The following is a 19848-nucleotide window of genomic DNA, read 5'->3' on the forward strand; positions in this document are numbered from 1 at the left end:
GCCTTGGGCACGGCCCTCCACCGGCGCATGAATCTATTCATATATTCATTCATTGATTTGCATAAATCATTGATTTTCAATAAATTACCCCTTATTTTTATTCATTCATCAATTGATTCCCATGGCCTTGGAAGACCTCTCCACCCAGGTACTGGCGGCACTGCGCCGCCAGGGCGGTGCGCTGGCGGCGCGCGAGCTGCAGCAGATGCTGGGCGTGAGCCAGCCCACCGTGTCGCGCGCGCTGGCGCCGCTGATCCGGTCGGGCCAGGTGCGCAAGGTGGGTGCGGCGCGCACGCAGCGCTATGTGCTGCCGCGCCAGGTGACGGGCGTGGGCGCCGAGGTGGCCATCATGCGCGTGGATACCGAAGGCCACGCATCGCCCTTCGGCCGCATGATCGCGCTGCACGGCGGCGGCTTCTGGGTGGACGAGGCCGATGGCCTCAGCGAGCAGCACGACGGCCTGCCCTGGTTCCTGGACGACATGCGGCCCCAGGGCTTCATCGGCCGCACCTTTGCGCACAGCCATCCCGAACTGCAGTTGGGCGGCGACCCGCGCCAATGGGGCGAGGACGACGTGCTGCGCGCCCTGGCCCGATTCGGCGAGGACCTGCCGGGCAACCTCATCGTGGGCGAAGCCGCGTTCGAGCGCTTCCACACCCTGCCCTCCCGCGCGCTGCGCGCCGAGTCGCCGGCCGAGTATCCGCGCCTGGCCATGCAGGCCATGCAGGGCACGCATCCGGGCTCGTCGGCGGGCGGCGAGCAGCCCAAGTTCTGCTGCACCACGGCCGGGCGCAGCGTCATCGTCAAGTTCTCCCCGGCAGGCGACGCGCCGGCCGAGCAGCGCATACGCGACCTGCTGGTCTGCGAGCATCTGGCGCTGCAGACCCTGGCCGAAGACGGCCTGCCCGCCGCGCGCACGCGGCTGTTCATTGATGGCGGCCGGGCCTTTCTCGAATCGGAGCGCTTCGATCGCAGCCAGCCCGAGCCGGGCTGCGCACCGCCGCCGGACCGCAACCCCGGACGCATAGGCATGGTCTCCCTGCAGGTGCTCAATGCCCAGTACGTGGGCGAGGTGGACAACTGGGCCGCCACGGCCAGCCGCCTGGCGGCGCGTGGCCTCATCACCGAGACCGATGCGCGCAGCCTGCGCCTGCTCGAGGCCTACGGCCAACTCATCGCCAACACCGACCGGCACTACGGCAACATCTCCTTCGTGCTGCCGCAGCCGCAGGGCGACTGGGCGCTGTCGCCCACCTACGACATGCTGCCCATGCTCTACATGCCCATCAATGGCGAGATCGTGGAGCGCGACTTCAGCGCCCAGCCCCCGCGACCCACGGCCGCCACGCTGGCCGAATGGCCGCGCGCCCAGGCACTGGCGCGGCGCTTCTGGCGGGCCGTGGCGCAGGATGCGCGCATCTCCGGGGAATTCCGCAGTATTGCCGAAAGCAATCTTGATGCCATTGCCGCTTGATTTTCAAGCACCTCCAATAAAATCAATGACACCACCTGTTGATAACCAATAGAAATCCTCTTGAAAAATCTGTGCATATTGGTTGGAAAAACCTCTGCACAAACTGTTATCCATCTGCGGAGAACCGGCCATCCACAGCCTCGGCCCGCCACCGCCTGCACAATCGAAGCTTTCCTCATCCGACCAGACACGGGCCCCCGATGACCAGCATTGCACCCTCCTCCGCCGCAGACCCCCGCATTGCCGACGTGCTCGGCTACTGGCTGGGCTCCACCCGCCCCGACAATGCGAGCGCCCTGGCCTGCAAGAACCTGTGGTTCATCAAGTCCGATGCCACCGACAACCAGATCCGCGAGCGCTTCGGTGCCCTGGTCGAAGACGCGCTGGCCGGCCGACTCGACGCCTGGGCCGGCACGGCGCTGGGCAGGCTGGCGCTGATCGTGCTGCTGGACCAGTTCACGCGCAACCTGTTCCGGGGCACGGCGCGCAGCTTTGCGGGCGATCCGAAGGCGCTGCAGCTGGCGATGGACGGCATCGCCCAGGGCCATGACCGGCATGCCGACCTGCCCGCCGTGGCCCGCATCTTCTGCTACCTGCCGCTGGAGCATGCCGAGGACCTGGCCCTGCAGGACCGCAGCGTGGCCGCCTTCCAGGCACTGGCCGACCAGGCCGGTGACACTGGCGGCGAGGGCGTGCGCGAGTTCCTGGCCGGCACGCTGGACTACGCCCACAGGCACCGCGACGTCATCGTGCGCTACGGCCGCTTTCCGCACCGCAATGCCATCCTGGGCCGCACCAGCACGCCCGAGGAACTGCAGTACCTGTCCCAGCCCGGCGCAGGGTTCTGAGAGCGCAGCGGATCTCCTTCACCCACAAAAAAAGGGAACGTGCCAACGTTCCCTTTTTTGCTTTCGGCGCGCTGCCGGCATTCAGGCCGGCTGCGCCTGCGGCTGGCGCTCGCCGCCCTTGCGCTCGCCATCGCGCATGCGCAGCGCCCAGCGCTCGATGGTGTAGAAGGACAGCGCCGACAGCACCACCGAGATCGCCAGGCCCAGCACCACGACCACGGGCCACGAGAAGTCGGCGCGCAGATAGCGCACCACCGGGTAGTGCCAGAGATAGACGCCATAGGACAGGCGTCCCAGCTTCACCAGCATGGGCGACGACAGCATGTCGTAGACCAGGCCCGAGCCCTGGCTCACCGCCACCAGCAGCACAACGGCCGCGCACTCCACCACGGTGATGCCCCAGACCATGGCGTCCTGGTTGTCCCATTGCAGCGCCATCAACAGCGGCACGGCCAGCGGCACCCACATGGCGTGGTGCATGCGCGCCTTCAGCGCAGCGATGAAGTCCGGGCGCTCGATCATCAGCGCCGCCAGCAGCGCACCGGCGAACAGGCCCGAGGCGCGGGTGTCGAAGCGGAAGAAGATCTCATAGAAGTGCTGACCCTGGTCCACCCAATACACGCGCCACAGCCAGCTCAGCGCCCACAGCAGGGCAATCGGGCGCCACAGGCGGCCCGGCTTGGAAAAGCGCAGCAGCAGCACCAGCAGCGGCGGCCAGATCAGGTAGAAGTGCTCCTCCACCGACAGCGACCACATGTGCAGCAGCGTGTCCGGGCTGTCGAAGAAGGCGATGCCGTAGTCGGCCAGATAGAGGATGGAGACCAGCGCATCGGAGTAGATGTCGTTCAGGTCCGGCCACAGCATGGGCGCGAAGATGCAGTACGCGGCCAGAAACAGGGCCAGCGCCGGCATCAGGCGGAAGAAGCGGCGGCGGTAAAAGCGCCAGAAGCCGATGCGGCCCTCGGAATCGTTCTCCATCAGCAGCAGCGAAGTGATCAGATAGCCGCTGAGCACGAAAAACAGGTCGACCCCGAAGAACGCGCCATCAAACAGAGGCGCATGGGAGTGCGACAAGATCACCAACAGGATCGCCACGCCCCGCAGCCCGTCAAGGGCGGGGTTGTAGCGCAGTTTGAAATCCTTGACCACCAAAACCGGACACCTTTCCAACGCCGGAGCAATGGGCCCCGAGCCATGAACAAACCCCAAGAAAATGGAGCACGCGGCCATGGCGCAGCCGGCCCCGAAGGGTGCAACGCATGGTCCAGCGCGATAAGAGAGACGGCACGTCCCAAGGTTCCCGGCGGATGCGGTGAACAGCAATCCGCGTGCCGCGGTGCGGCGCGCCCTGAGGATGCGGGCCACCTCGACGGGCAGCCCTGCGTGCACGAACAAAGCCCCGCTTGAGCGGGGCCAGGCCGATGAATTTCAGCGAAATCCGATTCTAGCCATCACCGCCCGGGGACGAGGTTCGATGGACATTCAGCCCGGGATCCGATGCCCCCGCCCTGCCGTCCACCCGCCTTTCTTCGCACGCCGCGAGTATGGGAGGCGCCCTGCAGCCAGAACGTAACAGGAGGTTTGTGCTGGCGCCGCTGCACCCTGGCCCATTCCACCCCGTGAAGCCGCCGGCGCACACCGGGCCGGTGCGATGGATGTGCCGTCAACAATTTGGAACAAAACGACGCCAATCCCAATGAACACAAGCGTTTACCGCTATCGTTTTTTTTTCTTCAGGCGTACAGCGGGATGAGACGGCGTCCTGCAGACCCCGGTGCGCGGCACTTTCTGCCTGCACCGGCTGCTGGTTCTTGGCGCGCAGATAGTGCTCGGTGAACAGCGCCAGGTAGCTCTCCAGCGCGCGGCCCGCGCGCCGGTCGCCCGCATCGCCCGTCAGCTCCAGGCACAGGGCGGCCACCTCGCTGGTGCAGAAGTGGTCTTCGCGCTGGGAGCGGCGCAGGCGGTACTGCGAGACCTGATCCGGGTGCAGGCTCAGCACCGGAAAGCGGTCCAGGTAAGGGCTCTTGCGGAACATCTTGCGCGCCTCGGGCCAGGTCGCATCCAGCAGGATGAACAGCGGGCGCCGCTCCTGGCCCGGCATGACCGCGGCCTGGGGCACCGGCAGCGTGTGCACCACGCGATGCGGCGGCTTTACGAACTCACCGGGAAACACCACATAGGGCTGCCACTGCGGATCGGCCAGCAGCGCCAGCAGGCCCGCATCGGCCTCGGTGCGCGCCCAGCCGAAGGCGTGCGTCTGCTCCACCACATCGGCGATCAGCCAGCCCGTGTTGCTGGGCTTGAGCGGCTCTGCATCGTGCATCAGCAGGCAAAAGCCTGCCCGCGTCGGCAGCATGGGCCGCAGCGCGCAGATGCAGTGCGAAGGCCGCAGCCGGCAACCCTCGCAGCGCTCGCCGCGCGGCCCGCCGCGCGACAGAAACGGCCGCGTGCTGCGCGCCAGCCGCTGCGTGCGCAGGCGCGACACCGCATGCGGTGCCACGCCCGAATCCACGCCACGCAAATAGGACAGGGGCACCGGAGACGCCGGAGCCTGGTCAGGCAGCTCCATGCTCATCCCACGCTTTCCAGCTCGAACAGCGGCAGCTCGGCGCGGCGGCTCAGCCACACGCCGCCGCCCAGTTCCTTGAAATGCTCGGCCAGCCCGCGCCGGTACAGATCGGCCCGGTGGCGGAACAGGCGCGGATCGGTCAGATCCTCATCGATCACGCCGCGTTCGTAATCCTCGCGCGCCACCGCCTCCACATACAGGCCGCCTCGGCTCAACCGCCCCAGATTGGCCAGCGCGCGCTTGAGATCCGGCGGACTCAGATAGGGCAGCACGCCCTGGCAGATCACCAGATCGAAGGGCTCTGCAGGATCATGCGCCGCATAGTCCACCACCGAGCCGCGCTCCCAGCCGAAGCGCCCGCACAGGTACTCGCTGAACTCCACGCCGTGGTAGCTGGCACCGGGGAAGTGGCGCTGCACCGCCTCGCGCCACAGACCGATGCCGCAGCCCACATCCAGCACGCGGCGCACCGGCACCCGCACATAGTTCAGATAGGAACACACGAAAGCGCCCAGCCGGTTCACATGCTCGGTGTCGACCACGCTGGTCTTCTTGTCGAAGTAGTAGCGCTGGTAGTACGCCTCGTCGAACCACTGGTCACTTGCTGATTGCACGCATTCTCCTTGGGGGTGAGCGCCCGGTGGGCGCGTTCGGGCGGGAGTATGGCGCAGAGGGCAGTGGGTATGGGAACGCGTGTTTTTTGCCCCTGCCGGGTGATGCTTTTTTCCGAGGCCGGGCCTGTCCGGTTGTCGACCAATTTCTTGATCGCCCGCATAAGCCAAGACAGTTGCTACTCCGCAAGACAGACTGATTTGCATATCAGATCACAACAACAGCCGCCCAAACATCTAAAAAACTGCGAGATATGACAAAAAGATCAGGATTGCATAATTTTACAAATTCAACCCAACCACTCAATACCCATCATGGCTAACATATCAACGGCAATTACGATATCCAGCAAAATACCAAATTAACACCCATGGGCCATCGGCAGGCCTACATCATTGGTACTAAAATGCTAATAATTGATAGAAATGGAATAGCAATCCACTCCCTTATAAAGCGAGCCATCGCACCCACCATTGAACGTGGTGAAATGAAGGAAATTCATGGCATCATTGTTCATCAAACTGGAGGATCGACAGCACAGTCTTCAATTGATAGTTACAAAAACCCATCAGCAAATGGAGCACATTTCCTGATAGAGAAAGATGGAACAATATATCAAACCGCTTCCCTTTACAAACAAACATGGCACATTGGCAAAATAAAAGCGCGTTGTTTACTGGAAAAGCGATGCACGCCAGTTGAATTAAAATCGTTACAACGCTTCAATCCAACCCAAGAGAACAAGCGCGAGATGCTGAAAAAGGTTCCAGCACGATTTCCGGCCAACCAAGACAGCATTGGCATTGAATTGGTAGGTGAAGCACTTCCTCGTGGCGGGAACATACCAGACGAAAAGAAAACTTATCAGGCCGTTACAAGCGAGCAGAACAATGCACTACAGTGGCTTATCGCGGAATTAACGCTGACACTAAGAATATCTATGAGCGAAGTTTTCAGGCACCCAGAAGTCTCTAGAAAAAATCCTACGGAAGCGATTTCAGCAAAATGGTGAGATCACTATTAACTTTACCCCTGCTAGTTGTTATGGCTAGCACCGCCTCCGCCGCCAATCAATGCACAAAAGGCTCAGAGTTCGAGCCGCCACTGTGCCCACTGATACTTCCCAAGATCAGCCAGATCACCATCCAGGAAAACGCGGCCAAATCGCCCGTCGAAAAAGACCCAGCGGTGAGTTGCGCCAACTTTGTCCTGACCATCTCCCAGGTGCGCCGTTATTTTCAACAGGCAAAAACCACCAACGAAAACGACGCACACTACACGCTAGACTGGTCGCCCTGCTATGCAAGCGGCGAAATCGCATTCAGCGATGGCAGCCGTGGAAGTTGGAGCATCAACCAGTTCCGGGGCGGTGCGCTGTTCCTGGAGGGCAGGGACAAGACGGTATTGCACTGCCCAAAATGCAAGTTCAAGCCATTTCAATGGTGATTGTTCTGGCGCGGCACCACGTTGGCCAATCGCAATAAAAACAGCCGAGTGCAGCTATGGCACATCGGCTATTTGCATTTTGGCGTTTCGACGTCAGGGCTCCAGCCCCGAAAAAACACCGTCCGGCACGGTCAGAAACTTAGGCCTTCGGCGGCCGATGCAACAGGCACAGCTTGTTGCCATCCAGATCCCGCACATAGGCCAAGTACAGCCGGCCACCGGGCGAAGCCTCGCGCCAGCCGGGCGGATCCTCGCAGGTCACGCCCCCGGCTGCCACGGCGGCGGCATGGGCCGCGTCGGCCTGCTCGGGCGACTGCGTCGCAAAGCCGATGGTCGCGCCATTGCCGTGGCAGGCGGCCTCGCCGTTGATCGGTGTGGAAATGGCAAACGTGCCGCCCGCGCTGCGGTAGAAATAGCGGTTCTTGTTGGCCATGCCCGGCGCAATGCCGAGCGCGCCCAGGAATGCGTCGTAGAACTGCTTGGATTTTTCGAGGTCGTTGACCCCGACCATGACGTGGCTGAACATGCCTGTGTCTCCTTGGTTGATGCGAACCGGGATGTTAGCTGCGGCAAGCCGTCCTGCTGTCACCCATGCGCGCCAGCGACCATACTGTCGCCCCCGCCAGAGCCGGCGGACATTGGACCCCGCGATACCGAAACCATGCGCCTTCTTCACACTTCCGACTGGCATCTGGGCCAGCACTTCATGGGCAAGAGCCGCCAGGCAGAGCATGCCGCGCTCATCGACTGGCTGCTGGAGCAGGTCGATGCCCAGGCGGTGGATGCCGTGCTCATCGCGGGCGATATCTTCGACACCGGCGCGCCGCCCAGCTATGCGCGCGAGCTGTACAGCCAGCTCGTGGTGCGCCTGCACGCGGCGGGCGTGGCCCTGCTGCTGCTGGGCGGCAACCATGACTCCGTGGCCACGCTGGCCGAAAGCCGCGAGCTGCTGGCCTGCCTGGACACCACCGTGGTGGCCGCCGTGGGCGAGGCGGCCAGCCACGTGGTGGAGTTGCCGCTGCGGCGCCGGCCGGGCCAGCCTGCCATGCCTGGCTGCATCGTCTGCGCCCTGCCCTTCATGCGCCCGCGCGACGTGATGCTGAGCCAGGCGGGCCAAAGCGCCGAGCAAAAACAGCAGGCGCTGCAGGCCGCCATCGAGGCCTGCTACCGCAACGTGCACGACGCCGCCATCGCTCGCCGTGATGCGCTGGCCGCCACACGCGGCGAGCGCCTGCCCATCGTCGCCACGGGCCACCTCACCACCGTGGGCGCCAGCAGCAGCGAGTCCGTGCGCGAAATCTATGTGGGCTCGCTGGACGCCTTCCCCACCTCGGCCTTTCCGCCCGCCGACTACGTGGCCCTGGGCCACATCCACCAGCCGCAGAAAGTGGGCGGCCTGGAGCACATCCGCTACAGCGGCTCGCCCATTGCGCTGAGCTTTGACGAGGCCCGCCAGTCCAAGCAGATGCTGCTGGTGGACCTGGGCCCCGAAGGGCTGCAGGCCGTCACGCCGCTGCCCGTTCCCTGCTTTCAGCCCATGGCCTCGGTGGCAGGCAGCCTGACCGCCTTGCCGGATCTGATGCGCGCCGCCGCCCAGGCCGGCAGCCCTGCACGGCCCGTGTGGTTGGAGGTGGTGGTGGAGCAGGACGACTACCTGCCCCAGCTCACCGACCGCGTGCAGGCCTTGGCCGACGAGCTGCCCGTGGAACTGCTGCGCGTGCGGCGCCAGCGCGGCCGGGCGGTGGCCGGCATGGCCGCCGCCGCTGGCGAGTCGCTGCACGAGATCAGCCCCGCCGACGTCTTCGAGCGCCGCCTGGCGCTGGAAACACTGGAGCCTGGCTTGGCCCAGGCCCTCACCCGGCGCTACCAGGAGGTGGTGGCCGGGCTTGATGCGCCCCACCCAGGCGCCGGCGAACACGGCGAGGAGGCCCGCGCATGAAGATCCTTACGCTGCGGCTCAAGAACCTCAACTCGCTCAAGGGCGAATGGCGCATCGACTTCACGCAGGCACCGTTCGCGGGCAACGGCCTGTTCGCCATCACCGGGGCCACGGGCGCGGGCAAGTCCACCCTGCTCGATGCCATCTGCCTGGCGCTGTACCACGAGACACCGCGCCTGAAGACCATCTCGGCATCCGCCAACGACCTCATGACGCGCCACACGGCCGACTGTCTGGCCGAGGTCGAATTCGAGGTCAAGGGACAGGTCTACCGCGCCTTCTGGAGCCAGCGCCGCGCACGCGACAGGGTGGATGGCGCGCTGCAGGCGCCCAAGGTGGAACTGGCCCGGGGCGACGGCAGCATCCTCAGCAGCCAGACGCGCGACAAGCTGGAGCAGACCGCCGCCATCACGGGGCTGGACTTCGATCGCTTCACCAAGTCCATGCTGCTGGCCCAGGGCGGCTTTGCGGCTTTTCTGCAAGCCAATGCCAATGAGCGCGCCGGCCTGCTGGAAGAGCTGACAGGCACCGAGATCTACGGCCTCATCTCGCAGAAAGTCTTCGAACGCGCCCGCGATGCGCGCCAGCGCCTGGACCAGCTCAAGGCCCAGGCCGATGGCGTGGAGTTGCTGACGCCCGGGGCGCGCGATGCCCTGCAGGCCCAGGCCGACAGCCTGGTGACGGAGCAGGCCACGCTGCAGGCCGACTACCTGCGCGCCCAGGCCCAGCACCAATGGCAGCAGCAACTGGCCCAGGCCACCCAGACACTGCAGTCCGCCCGCACCGGCTGCGCAGACGCCGCCCAGGCACTGGAGCAGGCCACGCCCGAACTGGAAAGACTGGCCAACGACGAGCCTGCTCAAGCGCTGCAGCCGCTGCACCAGGCCTGGCAGCGCAGCACCGCCGCCTGCGATGACAGCCGCCAGCAACTGCAGCAACTGCGCGAGCACGAACAGCAGACCCAGGCCCGCCTGCTGCTGCAGCACCGCCATGCCCAGGCCCTGTCCGCCCGCCTGGCCCAGGCTGCGCAAGACACCCTGGCCCGCCAGCAGGCCGAGCACCAAACGCTGGAACAGTTCTGCACCCACCATGCAGCCCATGCCCTGCTGGGCGAGCGCCTGGGCAGCTGGCGCCAGCAGTTCAAGCTGCGCGCCAGCCAGCAACAGCAGGCGGCCCACCAGCAGCAGGCCCTGCGCAAGCTGGATGCCGAACAGGCCCGCATGGCGCAAAGCGTCGAAGCCGGCGCGGCCCAGGTCCAAGCCGCCACCGATGCCCAGGCCCGCGCCAGCGCCGCACTCCAGCACGCGCAGGACGAACAGGCGCAGCGCCTTCAAGGCAGCGGCGGCATGGCCGAGCTGCGCGCGCGCGAGCAGGCAGAGCAGGACCGCCTGCACCTGTGGCGCCAGGCAGAAACCCAGGCCGCGCAGCGCCGCGAACTTGCGCGCCAGCAACAGACACTGGCCCGGGAATTGCGCGAAGGAACAGCACTGGCGCAGCAGCAGACGGACACCTGGCAAGCCCTGCGCGCGCGCTACATAGACGTGCGAGAACAGGTCCGCGACAAGCAAAAACTGCTGGCCCAGGAGCAGCGCATCCAAAGCCTGTCCGAGCACCGCCACGCCCTGCAGCCCGGCCAGCCCTGCCCGCTGTGCGGCGCGCAAGAGCACCCGGCCGTGGCCGCCTACGAAGCGCTGGACGCCTCGGCCACCGAAGCCGCGCTGCGCCGCAAGCAGGAGGAACTCGACGCCCTGCAAACCCAGGGCGAAACCGCCCGCGCCACGCTGGCCGCCACCACGGCCGCGCAGGCGGCGCGCCAGCGCCAGGCCGACGAACTGGAACAGGACATCGCACGCTGGCACGACACATGGAACGACACATGGCAGGGCCTCACGCAACCCCTGCAACTCGCGCCAGACAGTTGGCAACAGGCCGACACCCTCGCCGCATCGGCCCAGGCCTGCGCCCGGCAGCTGGACACGCTCAAGCGCGCCGTGCAGGCCGCCGAGCAAGGCGAGCAGGCCGTGCAACAGGCCAAGGACGCCGCCCAGCACAGCCGCCAGACACTGCAGACCGCGCAAGGCCAGCTTGCGCTGCAGCAGCAGGCCCTGGCCGACCACAGCGCACGCCGCGAAGAACTGCAGCAATCCATCGCCGGCCTGCAGGCCGAAGCCCAGGCGCTGAACGCGCAGTTGCAGGCTTCGCTCGGCGAGGCCGGCCACACCCTGCCCGACGACGCCCAGCCCTGGCTTGAAGCGCGCGAAGCCGAATGGCAGCACTGGCAGCAGGCCCGGCACGACCTGCAGCAACTGGCCCAATCGATGGCCTTGCAGCGCAAGGAATGCGAGGCGGCCGAGGCCGATGCGCAGCGCTGGAAAAAGCAGTCGGAAACACAGTGGGAGGCACAGTGCGAGGTGCAGAGAACGGCGCAGCACCATCCCGTCGATACGGCTGTGGCAGAGCCGCCTTCCCTGCCCTTGCCGCCCCTGGAACAGCTGCCGCAGGCCCTGGCCGAATGCGCCAGCGACATCGCCGCTCTCACGCGGCAGCAGGATGCCCTGCAAGGCCAGCAGCAACAGGCCCAGGCCACGCTGGCCCGCCAGCGCGAGGAAGCGGCCCAGGCCGAATCCGCATGGCAGGCCGCCCTGAGCACCAGCCCCTTTGCCGACGAACCCGCCTACCTGCAGGCCCTGCTGCCAGCACCCGAACGCCAGCGCCTGGTCGCGCTGCGCCAGCAACTGCAGGCGGCACAACAGCGCGCTGCCACCCTGCTCGAAGCCGCACAGCGCGAGCACGCGCAACTGCAGGCCCAGGCCCTGACCGAGGCGGCGCCCGAAGAAATCCAGGCCCGCCTGCAAACGCTGGAGGAACGCCGCAACGCACTCAGCGAACAACTGGGCGGCGCCCGCACCCAGCTGGCCGACGACCAGCGCCGCCGCCAGGGCCAGCAGGCCCTGTTCGAGCGCATTGCGGCCCAGGCCAGCGACAGCGAGCTGTGGCAGCACCTGGACGGCCTCATCGGCTCGGCCAAGGGGGACAAATACCGGCGCTTTGCCCAAGGCCTCACGCTGGACCACCTGCTGCACCTGGCCAACCTCCACCTGTCGCGCCTGCACGGCCGCTACCTGCTGCGCCGCAAGCCCGAGGGCGAGCTGGAACTGGACATCGTCGACAGCTGGCAGGGCGACACCCCGCGCGACACGCGCACGCTATCGGGCGGCGAGGCCTTCCTCGTCAGCCTGGCCCTGGCCCTGGCGCTGTCCGACCTGGTCAGCCACAAGACCTCCATCGACTCCCTGTTCCTCGACGAAGGCTTCGGCACGCTCGATGCCGACACGCTGGAGATCGCACTCACCGCGCTGGACCGGCTCAACGACAGCGGCAAGATGATCGGCATCATCAGCCACGTGGAGGCGCTCAAGGAACGCATCGCCGTGCAGGTGCGGGTGGAGAAAGGCGGTGGCGTGGGGCATTCGAGGCTGGTGGTTTCTTCGTGATCCGAAGCGTTTCAAAATCTCTTAGGCTGTTGTTTTTAAAAGAATTTCGGTATAAAAGAGAAATTCTCAAAAAAATACCGAAATGCAAGACCTCCAGCCATCAGCGGCCCGCCAGTACATAGACGCCGTATCCACCTTCGAAGCCCTGGAAGAAGCCCGGGATGAAGGGGCTCAAGTACGCGGTGGCATGTATTGGCATGCGGGTCCGGCGTCGTCTCCTCAATCCAGCTACCTGATCCGCACCACGCCTGCGGGCGCCGAAACCAGCCTCGGTCTTCGCACGCCGGAAACCGAAGCCATCTATGAACGCTTCATGCAGCGCAAACAGAAAAGCGCCGAGCGTTTGGCCGGGCTCAAGGCCGCATTGGCCCAGCACCAGCGACTGAATCGTGCGCTGCGCGTAGGCAGGGTGGACCCGCTGGTGGTGGAGCTGCTCAACCGTCTGTCGATCACCGGGCTGAGTCCGCACTTTCGCGTGGTAGGAACGCATGCGCTTTACGCGTACGAGGCAGCAGCCGGCTTGCGGCTACAGGCAGATGCCCTGGCCACGCGCGACATGGACCTGTTGTGGGATACCCGCAAGCGGCTGCAATTTGCCACGCAACTCGCCCGCGTAGACAGCTCCATGCTCGGCGTACTGAAGAAGGTGGACAGCACGTTCCGCCTGCGCAAAAGCCAGCTCTACACGGCCGTCAACAAAGACGGTTTTGAAGTGGACATCATCCGTCGCGAACGTGTGGCAGACGATCCCCACCCCATCAAACTCAGCGACGCCGAGGAAGACTTCTGGGTGGCCCAGGCCAGGCGTGCCAACGTGCTGCTGGATGCGCCACCGTTTTCAGCCGTCATCGTCGCCAGCAATGGAGCCATGGCGCGCATGCATACCGTCCACCCGGCAACCTTCGTCGCGTTCAAGCGATGGATGGCCGGCCTGCGCGAGCGAGAGGCCATCAAGCGCAGGCGGGATGTACTGCAAGCGGACGTGGTGCAAGCGCTGGTGGACGGGTACTTGCCTCTATGAGTGCTTTCGGATACGTCTGAGACCTGTGCAATTTGTGAGCAGGCAGGCCTGGGTTCAACGCACATATGGGAAGTCATTGCGTGCCACTGCTTTGCTCTGCTCTGCAGCTCAATACAGAACTGTCACCAAACTGCCGCCCAACGCCTGCACCATCCTGCGGGCACGGCCTGCCTGGCCGCCGTTCACTCCTTTTCAAGGACCGCTCCATGCAAGTGCGCTTTCCCAATCCCTTCGGCCTGGCCCTGCCCGACGCCCAGGCGGTGCGCGAATACCAGGCCGAGCAAGGCTTCTCCGACGCCTACGCGCAGTTCCTGATCACGCAGAACGGCCTGGACTTCGACCGGCTCGAAGCGGCGCCCGACCGCGAGGACTACCTGCAGGCCGACGACGAGACCGGCGACAACCACGCCTGGCTGCGCACCCTGCACCACTTCCGCGCAGGCTCGGAGCACTGCGACGTGGAGGACCACCAGCGCGAGAACCTGTTTGCCGCGCACTTCATGGTCATTGGCCATGACCCCGGCGGCAACCCCTTCGTGGAAGTGCTGCACGGCGCCTTCAAGGGCCGCATCGGCAGCCTGGACCATGAGCTGTTTGCGGGCTGCGAGGACCTGGAGCAGTTCCTCGAAGAAATGGAACTGAGCGGCTTTGCCGCCGCCAGCGTGGACGAGCAGACCGACATGCTTTGCGACGAAGACCAGGGCCTGATCTGGTTCCACGCCAGCAGCATGGACAGCTTCGTGCAGCAATGCGTGTTCTGCGACGAGGACGGCTCGGGCTTCGTGGTGGACGAGCCGGGGTTGGAAGAGGATTGAGCCACGGGGCGGGCCTTGCCCGCAACCTGGCAGACAGCCAGAAGGCGTTGAAGCAGGCCGAGGCACAAACGGCCAGCGCGCTGGAGCAGTGCGATATGGATATCAGTGGAACTTCACCGGCTGCACGCCCCGGTGCTTGGGCCTGACCACCACGGTGCCCGCAATCTTGTCGTGCCAGCCTTGCTTGCGCGGGTCAAAGGCCACCCAGATCAGCCCCAGGCACAGCGGGATGATGGACACGAAATAGGCCAGGTAGCGAATGACGGCCTGCCGTGTGCTCATGTCCGCGCCGGTCTGCGCGTCCACGATCCTGGCGGAGATGATCATCTTGCCCGGCGTGGCCTGTTTCTTGATCCAGAAGATGACGACGGCAATGGCAGGCAGCACCCAGGAGATGACGAAATCGGCCGGGCCGTGTAACAGTTTTTCGGACTCCAGGTATTCCCATCCGTAGATGGAGATCAGGGCCGGCAGCATGAGCACGAGCAGGATCACGGTGTCGATCAGCGCGGCGCCGGTGCGGGCCCAGAAGCCCACGTATTCGAGATCGTCATCCTGCATGGTGCGCCCTGGTTGGCATATGGGGCTGCCAGTGTGCCACCTCGGTGCCCCGCCAGAAATGCCGCGCAAGGCCAGGGCCTGCGCGGCAGCGTTGCGGCGGCCTGTCGGTCGAACTATCGATCGAATACCGCCTGCAGGTCCTTCTGCCCCGTCACGCCGGACTGCAGCGCCAGCATCAGCAGGATCCGCGCCTTGGGCGCGCGCAGGTCGTCGGCCATGACGGCGCCGGCCTCGAACGAGGTCTTGCCGCCGCCCTCGAAGCCGTAGCTGGGCATGACGCGGCCGTTGTGCACGCGCGTGCTGACGACCACGGGCACGTTCTTGCCGATGGCGTACTTGGCGGCATCGAGCATGGCGACGTTCATGTTGCCCATGCCCAGGGCGTCGATGACGATGCCCTTGACGCCACGGTCCACCGCCTGGCGCACGGCCTGGCCGTTGGCACCGCCGTACATGGGGAAGATTTCCACCTCGGGCATGGTCTGCGCCTGGATGGGCAGGTGCTGGCGGCGCGCGGGGGCGGAGGCGAAGTTCACGCGGTCCGGGTAGACCTCGCCCAGAAAGCCGAATTCACCCGAGCGGAAGGTCTCCACGTTGGCCGTGTGTGTCTTGGTGACGTAGCGCGCGGCATTGATCTGGTTGTTCATGGCCAGCATGGCGCCCTTGTCGCGCGCCTTGGGGTCCACGGCGATGCGCACGGCGTTGAGCAGGTTGCGCGGGCCGTCGAAGTCGGACACCGAGGCATTGCGCTGCGCGCCGATGAGCACGACGGGCTTGGACGACTGCACGGTCAGGTCCAGCCAGAAGGCGGTCTCCTCCAGCGTGTCCGTGCCGTGCGAGACGATGGCGCCGGCCACCTCAGGGCGGGCCAGGGCGGCCTGTACGGCCTGGGTGAGCTGCACCCAGCGGGCCGGGTCCATGTAGTCGGAGGGCACGTTGGACAGGTTGTTGACCTGGATACGCGCGTACTTGCCCACGTCGGGCACGGTGGCCAGCAGGTCATCGCCCGAGATCGCGGGCACGGGCGCGTTCTTGACCGGGTCGATCTTCATGGCAATGGTGCCGCCCGTGGCAATGAACTGGACCACGGGCTTGTCCTGGGCGGCGGCGCTGGTAGCAATCATGGGCAGGGTGCAGGCAGTGAGCAGGGCGAGGGCGGTGCGGCGGAAGGCTTTCACGGGTGTTGTCTCCTTGTTGTGATGTCAAGGAGCATGCTAACCATGGCGTGCGGCCGGCCCGCGCTGCCGGCCCTGCGTGAAACCCCGATGGACAGGCGCGATCAGCGCGCATCAACGCATCAAAGCGCCAGCGCGGCCTCGATGTCCGTGGACAGCTTGGCCGGCGCATCCTGCGGCGCATAGCGGCGGATGACCTGGCCGTCGCGGCCGACGAGGAATTTGGTGAAGTTCCACTTGATGGCCTTGGTGCCCAGCACGCCCGGCGCCTCGGCCGTGAGCCAGCGGTACAGCGGGTGGGCATTGGCGCCGTTGACGTCGATCTTGCCCATGAGCGGGAAGCGCACGCCAAAGTTCAGGTCGCAGAAATTGGCGATTTCCGATTCGCTGCCCTTTTCCTGGGAACCGAACTGGTTGCACGGAAAGCCCAGCACCACCAGGCCGCGCTCGCCGTACTGCTCATGCAGCGCCTGCAGTCCCGCGTACTGCGGAGTGAAGCCGCAGGCGCTGGCGGTGTTGACGATGAGCAGCACCTTGCCACGGTAGTCCGACAGGGGGACGGCCTGGCCCGTGATGGAGGTGGCCTCGAAGTCGTAGGCCGAGCGGGGCGCGGCGGCGGTGTCATTCATGCGGGTGCTCCTGGAGTGGAGCATCCATGGTAGCGCCGGGACACCCGGGGGCGCGCTGGCCGGGCATGGGGATGCGGACTTGTCTCACAGACAGCAGGCGGCCAAAAACTTACCTTGGAAGGCAACAGGCGGGCACAGCGGCCCGCCTGGTCCCGTTTCGCTGGCAGGTGTTTACAAGCCGCATAGGCGCATGCCTGCCGTAGTTTCCGTCCCACGATGAAGAGACCACCTGTATGAACGCCAACAGCACCCCCACGAAGCAAGCCAAATCCAACCCCGGCAACGGCCACCTGGCGCTGGACCCCAAGGCCCTGGAGGCTGCCAAGCGCAGCCTGGACGATGGCGCCGTGACCCCGCATTTCGGGCCCTGGCGCGAGGACATCATCAAGCTGCTCAATGACTCGCTGGCCACCGAGCTGGTGTGCGTGATGCGCTACAAGCGCCATCACTTCACCGCCGTGGGTCTGGCCTCGCCGGCCATCGCCGACGAGTTCCTGGTCCATGCCAACGAGGAAATGGCCCACGCCGACAAGCTGGCCCAGCGCATCGTGCAGTTGGGCGGCGAGCCCGACTTCAACCCCCAGACGCTGACCCAGCGCAGCCATGCCGACTACAACGGCGAGACGGACCTGAAGGCCATGATCCGCACCAACCTGATCGCCGAGCGCGTGGCCATCGAGGCCTACAGCCAGATGATCGACCTGATCGGCGACAAGGACCCGACCACGCGCCGGCTGATCGAATCCATCCTGGAGCAGGAACAGGAGCATGCGGACGAGCTGTCCGACTGGCTGGAGAAATAAGCACTTCCCGCCAGTACACGCCAGCCCGACAATACCGGGGCTTGGCCCATAGGCAAGGCACCCCGCGCGAGCGGGGTGCCGTTTTTTTGGGCATTCTCTAGCCTTCGCGGAATGGTCCCGCCCTATCGGCCCTGATGTCCTGTCATCAGGGCCGTCTTGCAATATGCGCTTTTCTTTCAATGACTTGAAGCTGCCCGACGCTGTGCTCGCAGCCTGGCAAAGGCTGCTGGCCAGCCGCATCGGCCAGCGCGTGGCGGCCCTGCCCTGGTGGCACCGCTGGCCCACCCGGCGCGAATGGCTGCTGTTCGCCGCTGCGCTGCCGCTGCTGTTCGCGCTGTATGTGCTGGCCCTGATCCCGTTCACGCCCGGCATCCGCGACATACGCAAGGCCAAGCTGGAGCAGCCAGCCCAGATCATGAGCGCGGATGGCAAGCAGCTCGCGCAGTTCAAGCGCAGCAACCGGCAGTGGGTGAAGCTCGACGAGATGTCGCCCTCGGTGATCAAGGCGCTGATCGCCACCGAGGACCACCGCTTCTACGAGCACCACGGCATGGACTGGCGCCGCACGCTGGGCTCGGTGGTGCACACGCTGCGCGGCGATCCGCAGGGCGGCTCCACCCTCACCCAGCAGCTCGCACGCAACCTGTACCCGACCGAAATCGGCCGCGCGCCCACGCTCAACCGCAAGCTCAAGGAGGCGATCACGGCCTTCAAGATCGAGGCGCTCTACACCAAGGACGAGATCCTCGAGACCTATCTGAACACCGTGCCCTTCCTCTACAACGCCTTCGGCATAGAGATGGCGGCGCGCACCTATTTCGACAAGCCGGCCGCGCGGCTGACGGTGCTGGAAAGCGCCACGCTGGTGGGCATGCTCAAGGGCACGAGCTACTACAACCCCGTGCTCAACCCCGACCGCGCGCTGTACCGCCGCAACACGGTGCTGTCGCAAATGGTCAAGCGCGGCGTGCTGCAGGAGGCCGAGTTCGCCCAGCTCAAGAAGCGTCCCATGCGCATCAACTTCGAGCGCCAGGAAGAGCCCCTGGGCATGGCGCCGCACTTCGCGCAGCATCTGCGCAAGTGGCTGATCGACTGGGCCGACCGCAACGACTACAACATCTACACCGATGGCCTGGTGGTGCACACCACCATCGACTCGCGCCTGCAGAACTGGGCCAACCAGGCCGTGGCGCGCCAGACGCGCACGCTGCAGGGCGTGGCCAATGGCGCCTGGAGCCAGCGCGACGGCTGGAACGCCTCCAACCCGCTGGTGCAGCAACTCGTGCGAGAGACCCCCGCCTGGCGTGCCGCGCGCAAACGCGCGGACAGCCAAGGCAAGGACAAGGCAACGGACAAGGACAGCGAGGAAGATACCCTCAAGGCCCTGCTGGCCGACAAGGCCTTCATGAAGCAGCTGCGCGAGGACAAGACCCGCGTGCAGGCAGGCTTCGTGGCGCTGAACCCGGCCACCTCCGAAGTGCTGGCATGGGTAGGCAGCCGCGACTTCACGCAGGACGCCTACGACCACGTGCAGCAGGCACGGCGCCAGCCCGGCTCCACCTTCAAGCCCTTTGTCTATGGCGCCGCGCTGCAGCAGGGCGCCACCCCCGACGACAAGCGCGTGGACAGCCCCGTGGAAATCCAGCTGGCCGGCAGCGAAGTCTGGCGCCCCACCGACGCCACGCCCCCCACGGGCCGCGAGATGACGCTGCGCGACGCCCTGGCCTACTCCAAGAACACCATCACCGCCGAAGTCATGCAGTCCGTGGGCCCCGCCCGCGTGGCACGCCTGGCGCGCGCCCTGGGCGTGCGCCAGAGCCCGCTGGACGAGGTTCCCGCCCTGGCCCTGGGCAGCAGCCCGGTGTCACTGCTGGAAATGGTCAACGCCTATGCCAGCCTGGCCCACGGTGGCCGCTGGCTGCCACCCATGATGGTCACGCGCATCGAGGACGCCGACGGCAAGGTCATCGCCGAATTCAGCCCGCCCAAGCCCGAGCGCGCGCTGGACGAAGACCACGCCTACGCCCTGGTGGACATGCTGCGCGCCGTGGTGGACAAAGGCACGGCCGTGGCCGTGCGCCAGCGCTACGGCATCCACGCCGACGTGGCCGGCAAGACCGGCACCACCCAGGGCAATGCCGACGGCTGGTTCATCCTCATGCACCCGGAAATCGTCACCGGCGCCTGGGCCGGCTTCAACGACCCGCGCATCACCCTGCGCAGCGACCGCTGGGGCCAGGGCTCGCGCAGCGCCCTGCCCATGGTGGGAGACTTCATGTCCCGCGCCCTGCGCAGCCCCGTCATCGACGCCAAGGCCCGCTTCGAGCCGCCCGAACAAAGCCACTGGTGGTCCGACATGGTCGGCCGCCTGCGCGAACGCATGCAGGACTGGTGGCCTGACCAGCCGCCGCCCGCCCAGCCCGGCCAACCCACCACCCCGGAGCTGGCGCCGACCCCTGAAC

General features: G+C 65.8%; 17 protein-coding genes. 10 read left to right on the forward strand and 7 right to left on the reverse strand.

Features of this window, described 5'->3' with window-relative positions:
• Window positions 1-121 precede the first annotated feature (121 nt).
• Both yjjJ and GRX31_RS29055 read left to right on the forward strand, forming a co-directional pair.
• Window positions 122-1474 (forward strand): type II toxin-antitoxin system HipA family toxin YjjJ, encoded by a 1353-nt coding sequence (gene yjjJ / locus GRX31_RS29050; RefSeq protein ID WP_160856015.1) that lies wholly within the window; start codon window positions 122-124, stop codon window positions 1472-1474.
• 200 nt (window positions 1475-1674) lie between these two features.
• On the forward strand, window positions 1675-2322 hold the full coding sequence (locus GRX31_RS29055; RefSeq protein ID WP_160856017.1) for a DUF924 family protein: 648 nt from the start codon (window positions 1675-1677) through the stop codon (window positions 2320-2322).
• Between the two features lie 81 nt (window positions 2323-2403).
• Here the strand turns inward: GRX31_RS29055 and GRX31_RS29060 are convergent, their stop codons facing one another.
• The 3 genes from GRX31_RS29060 to GRX31_RS29070 all read right to left on the reverse strand — a co-directional run bounded on the left by GRX31_RS29060 (window position 2404) and on the right by GRX31_RS29070 (window position 5505).
• Entirely contained in the window at window positions 2404-3552 is a 1149-nt protein-coding gene (locus tag GRX31_RS29060) for an acyltransferase family protein (protein WP_016449864.1), read from the reverse strand.
• A 433-nt stretch (window positions 3553-3985) separates the two neighbouring features.
• Window positions 3986-4897: a tRNA-uridine aminocarboxypropyltransferase gene (locus GRX31_RS29065; RefSeq protein ID WP_160856019.1), complete on the reverse strand. Its 912-nt coding sequence runs from the start codon at window positions 4895-4897 to the stop codon at window positions 3986-3988.
• Window positions 4894-5505, reverse strand: a complete 612-nt coding sequence (locus GRX31_RS29070; protein WP_016449866.1) for a class I SAM-dependent DNA methyltransferase — start codon at window positions 5503-5505, stop codon at window positions 4894-4896. The genes GRX31_RS29065 and GRX31_RS29070 overlap by 4 nt, the downstream gene beginning before the upstream one ends.
• A 368-nt stretch (window positions 5506-5873) precedes the next feature.
• Between GRX31_RS29070 and GRX31_RS29075 the strand changes: the two genes are divergently transcribed.
• Together GRX31_RS29075 and GRX31_RS29080 are read left to right on the forward strand one after the other, a co-directional pair.
• Complete coding sequence (locus GRX31_RS29075) at window positions 5874-6515, forward strand: peptidoglycan recognition protein family protein (protein WP_016452080.1); 642 nt, start codon at window positions 5874-5876, stop codon at window positions 6513-6515.
• 32 nt (window positions 6516-6547) lie between these two features.
• Window positions 6548-6949, forward strand: a complete 402-nt coding sequence (locus tag GRX31_RS29080) for a hypothetical protein (RefSeq protein WP_016449868.1) — start codon at window positions 6548-6550, stop codon at window positions 6947-6949.
• Between the two features lie 139 nt (window positions 6950-7088).
• Here the strand turns inward: GRX31_RS29080 and GRX31_RS29085 are convergent, their stop codons facing one another.
• The gene (locus GRX31_RS29085) at window positions 7089-7475 is read right to left on the reverse strand and encodes a VOC family protein (protein WP_012202828.1); all 387 of its coding nucleotides are present in this window, start codon (window positions 7473-7475) and stop codon (window positions 7089-7091) included.
• A gap of 135 nt (window positions 7476-7610) precedes the next feature.
• Here GRX31_RS29085 and sbcD point away from each other — a divergent pair, with 135 nt between their 5' ends.
• The 4 genes from sbcD to GRX31_RS29105 all read left to right on the forward strand — a co-directional run bounded on the left by sbcD (window position 7611) and on the right by GRX31_RS29105 (window position 14218).
• Window positions 7611-8888, forward strand: a complete 1278-nt coding sequence (sbcD, locus tag GRX31_RS29090; protein WP_160856021.1) for an exonuclease subunit SbcD — start codon at window positions 7611-7613, stop codon at window positions 8886-8888.
• Window positions 8885-12382, forward strand: a complete 3498-nt coding sequence (locus GRX31_RS29095) for an AAA family ATPase (RefSeq protein WP_160856023.1) — start codon at window positions 8885-8887, stop codon at window positions 12380-12382. The genes sbcD and GRX31_RS29095 overlap by 4 nt, the downstream gene beginning before the upstream one ends.
• Before the next feature lie 82 nt (window positions 12383-12464).
• Window positions 12465-13403, forward strand: a complete 939-nt coding sequence (locus GRX31_RS29100; protein WP_083393557.1) for a GSU2403 family nucleotidyltransferase fold protein — start codon at window positions 12465-12467, stop codon at window positions 13401-13403.
• 206 nt (window positions 13404-13609) lie between these two features.
• Entirely contained in the window at window positions 13610-14218 is a 609-nt protein-coding gene (locus GRX31_RS29105; protein WP_126311121.1) for a hypothetical protein, read from the forward strand.
• Window positions 14219-14320: 102 nt separating this feature from the next.
• Here GRX31_RS29105 and GRX31_RS29110 read toward each other — a convergent pair whose 3' ends face one another.
• The 3 genes from GRX31_RS29110 to GRX31_RS29120 all read right to left on the reverse strand — a co-directional run bounded on the left by GRX31_RS29110 (window position 14321) and on the right by GRX31_RS29120 (window position 16583).
• A complete protein-coding gene (locus GRX31_RS29110) occupies window positions 14321-14779 on the reverse strand; it encodes an RDD family protein (protein ID WP_047217847.1) in 459 nt (152 codons plus the stop codon).
• 113 nt (window positions 14780-14892) lie between these two features.
• Window positions 14893-15957: an asparaginase gene (locus GRX31_RS29115; protein ID WP_016449874.1), complete on the reverse strand. Its 1065-nt coding sequence runs from the start codon at window positions 15955-15957 to the stop codon at window positions 14893-14895.
• 119 nt (window positions 15958-16076) lie between these two features.
• The gene (locus tag GRX31_RS29120; RefSeq protein ID WP_074920877.1) at window positions 16077-16583 is read right to left on the reverse strand and encodes a glutathione peroxidase; all 507 of its coding nucleotides are present in this window, start codon (window positions 16581-16583) and stop codon (window positions 16077-16079) included.
• 233 nt (window positions 16584-16816) lie between these two features.
• On the opposite strand from GRX31_RS29120, the gene GRX31_RS29125 reads away from it, so the two are divergent.
• The gene (locus tag GRX31_RS29125) at window positions 16817-17386 is read left to right on the forward strand and encodes a ferritin-like domain-containing protein (RefSeq protein WP_017405563.1); all 570 of its coding nucleotides are present in this window, start codon (window positions 16817-16819) and stop codon (window positions 17384-17386) included.
• Between the two features lie 163 nt (window positions 17387-17549).
• A partial coding sequence (locus GRX31_RS29130; protein ID WP_160856025.1) for a penicillin-binding protein 1A occupies window positions 17550-19848 on the forward strand: 2299 nt, incomplete at its 3' end.

The organism is Delftia sp. CH05 (genome assembly GCF_009827015.1).
Classification (GTDB): domain Bacteria; phylum Pseudomonadota; class Gammaproteobacteria; order Burkholderiales; family Burkholderiaceae_C; genus Comamonas; species Comamonas tsuruhatensis.

Excerpts from the sequence above, each read along its gene's own strand:
- yjjJ (WP_160856015.1), top strand. The coding sequence starts at position 122 with ATGGCCTTGGAAGACCTCTCCACCCAGGTACTGGCGGCACTGCGCCGC.
- GRX31_RS29055 (WP_160856017.1), top strand. The coding sequence starts at position 1,675 with ATGACCAGCATTGCACCCTCCTCCGCCGCAGACCCCCGCATTGCCGAC.
- GRX31_RS29060 (WP_016449864.1), bottom strand. The coding sequence starts at position 3,552 with ATGGCCGCGTGCTCCATTTTCTTGGGGTTTGTTCATGGCTCGGGGCCC.
- GRX31_RS29065 (WP_160856019.1), bottom strand. The coding sequence starts at position 4,897 with ATGAGCATGGAGCTGCCTGACCAGGCTCCGGCGTCTCCGGTGCCCCTG.
- GRX31_RS29075 (WP_016452080.1), top strand. The coding sequence starts at position 5,874 with ATGGGCCATCGGCAGGCCTACATCATTGGTACTAAAATGCTAATAATT.
- GRX31_RS29080 (WP_016449868.1), top strand. The coding sequence starts at position 6,548 with ATGGCTAGCACCGCCTCCGCCGCCAATCAATGCACAAAAGGCTCAGAG.
- GRX31_RS29085 (WP_012202828.1), bottom strand. The coding sequence starts at position 7,475 with ATGTTCAGCCACGTCATGGTCGGGGTCAACGACCTCGAAAAATCCAAG.
- sbcD (WP_160856021.1), top strand. The coding sequence starts at position 7,611 with ATGCGCCTTCTTCACACTTCCGACTGGCATCTGGGCCAGCACTTCATG.
- GRX31_RS29095 (WP_160856023.1), top strand. The coding sequence starts at position 8,885 with ATGAAGATCCTTACGCTGCGGCTCAAGAACCTCAACTCGCTCAAGGGC.
- GRX31_RS29100 (WP_083393557.1), top strand. The coding sequence starts at position 12,465 with ATGCAAGACCTCCAGCCATCAGCGGCCCGCCAGTACATAGACGCCGTA.
- GRX31_RS29105 (WP_126311121.1), top strand. The coding sequence starts at position 13,610 with ATGCAAGTGCGCTTTCCCAATCCCTTCGGCCTGGCCCTGCCCGACGCC.
- GRX31_RS29110 (WP_047217847.1), bottom strand. The coding sequence starts at position 14,779 with ATGCAGGATGACGATCTCGAATACGTGGGCTTCTGGGCCCGCACCGGC.
- GRX31_RS29120 (WP_074920877.1), bottom strand. The coding sequence starts at position 16,583 with ATGAATGACACCGCCGCCGCGCCCCGCTCGGCCTACGACTTCGAGGCC.
- GRX31_RS29125 (WP_017405563.1), top strand. The coding sequence starts at position 16,817 with ATGAACGCCAACAGCACCCCCACGAAGCAAGCCAAATCCAACCCCGGC.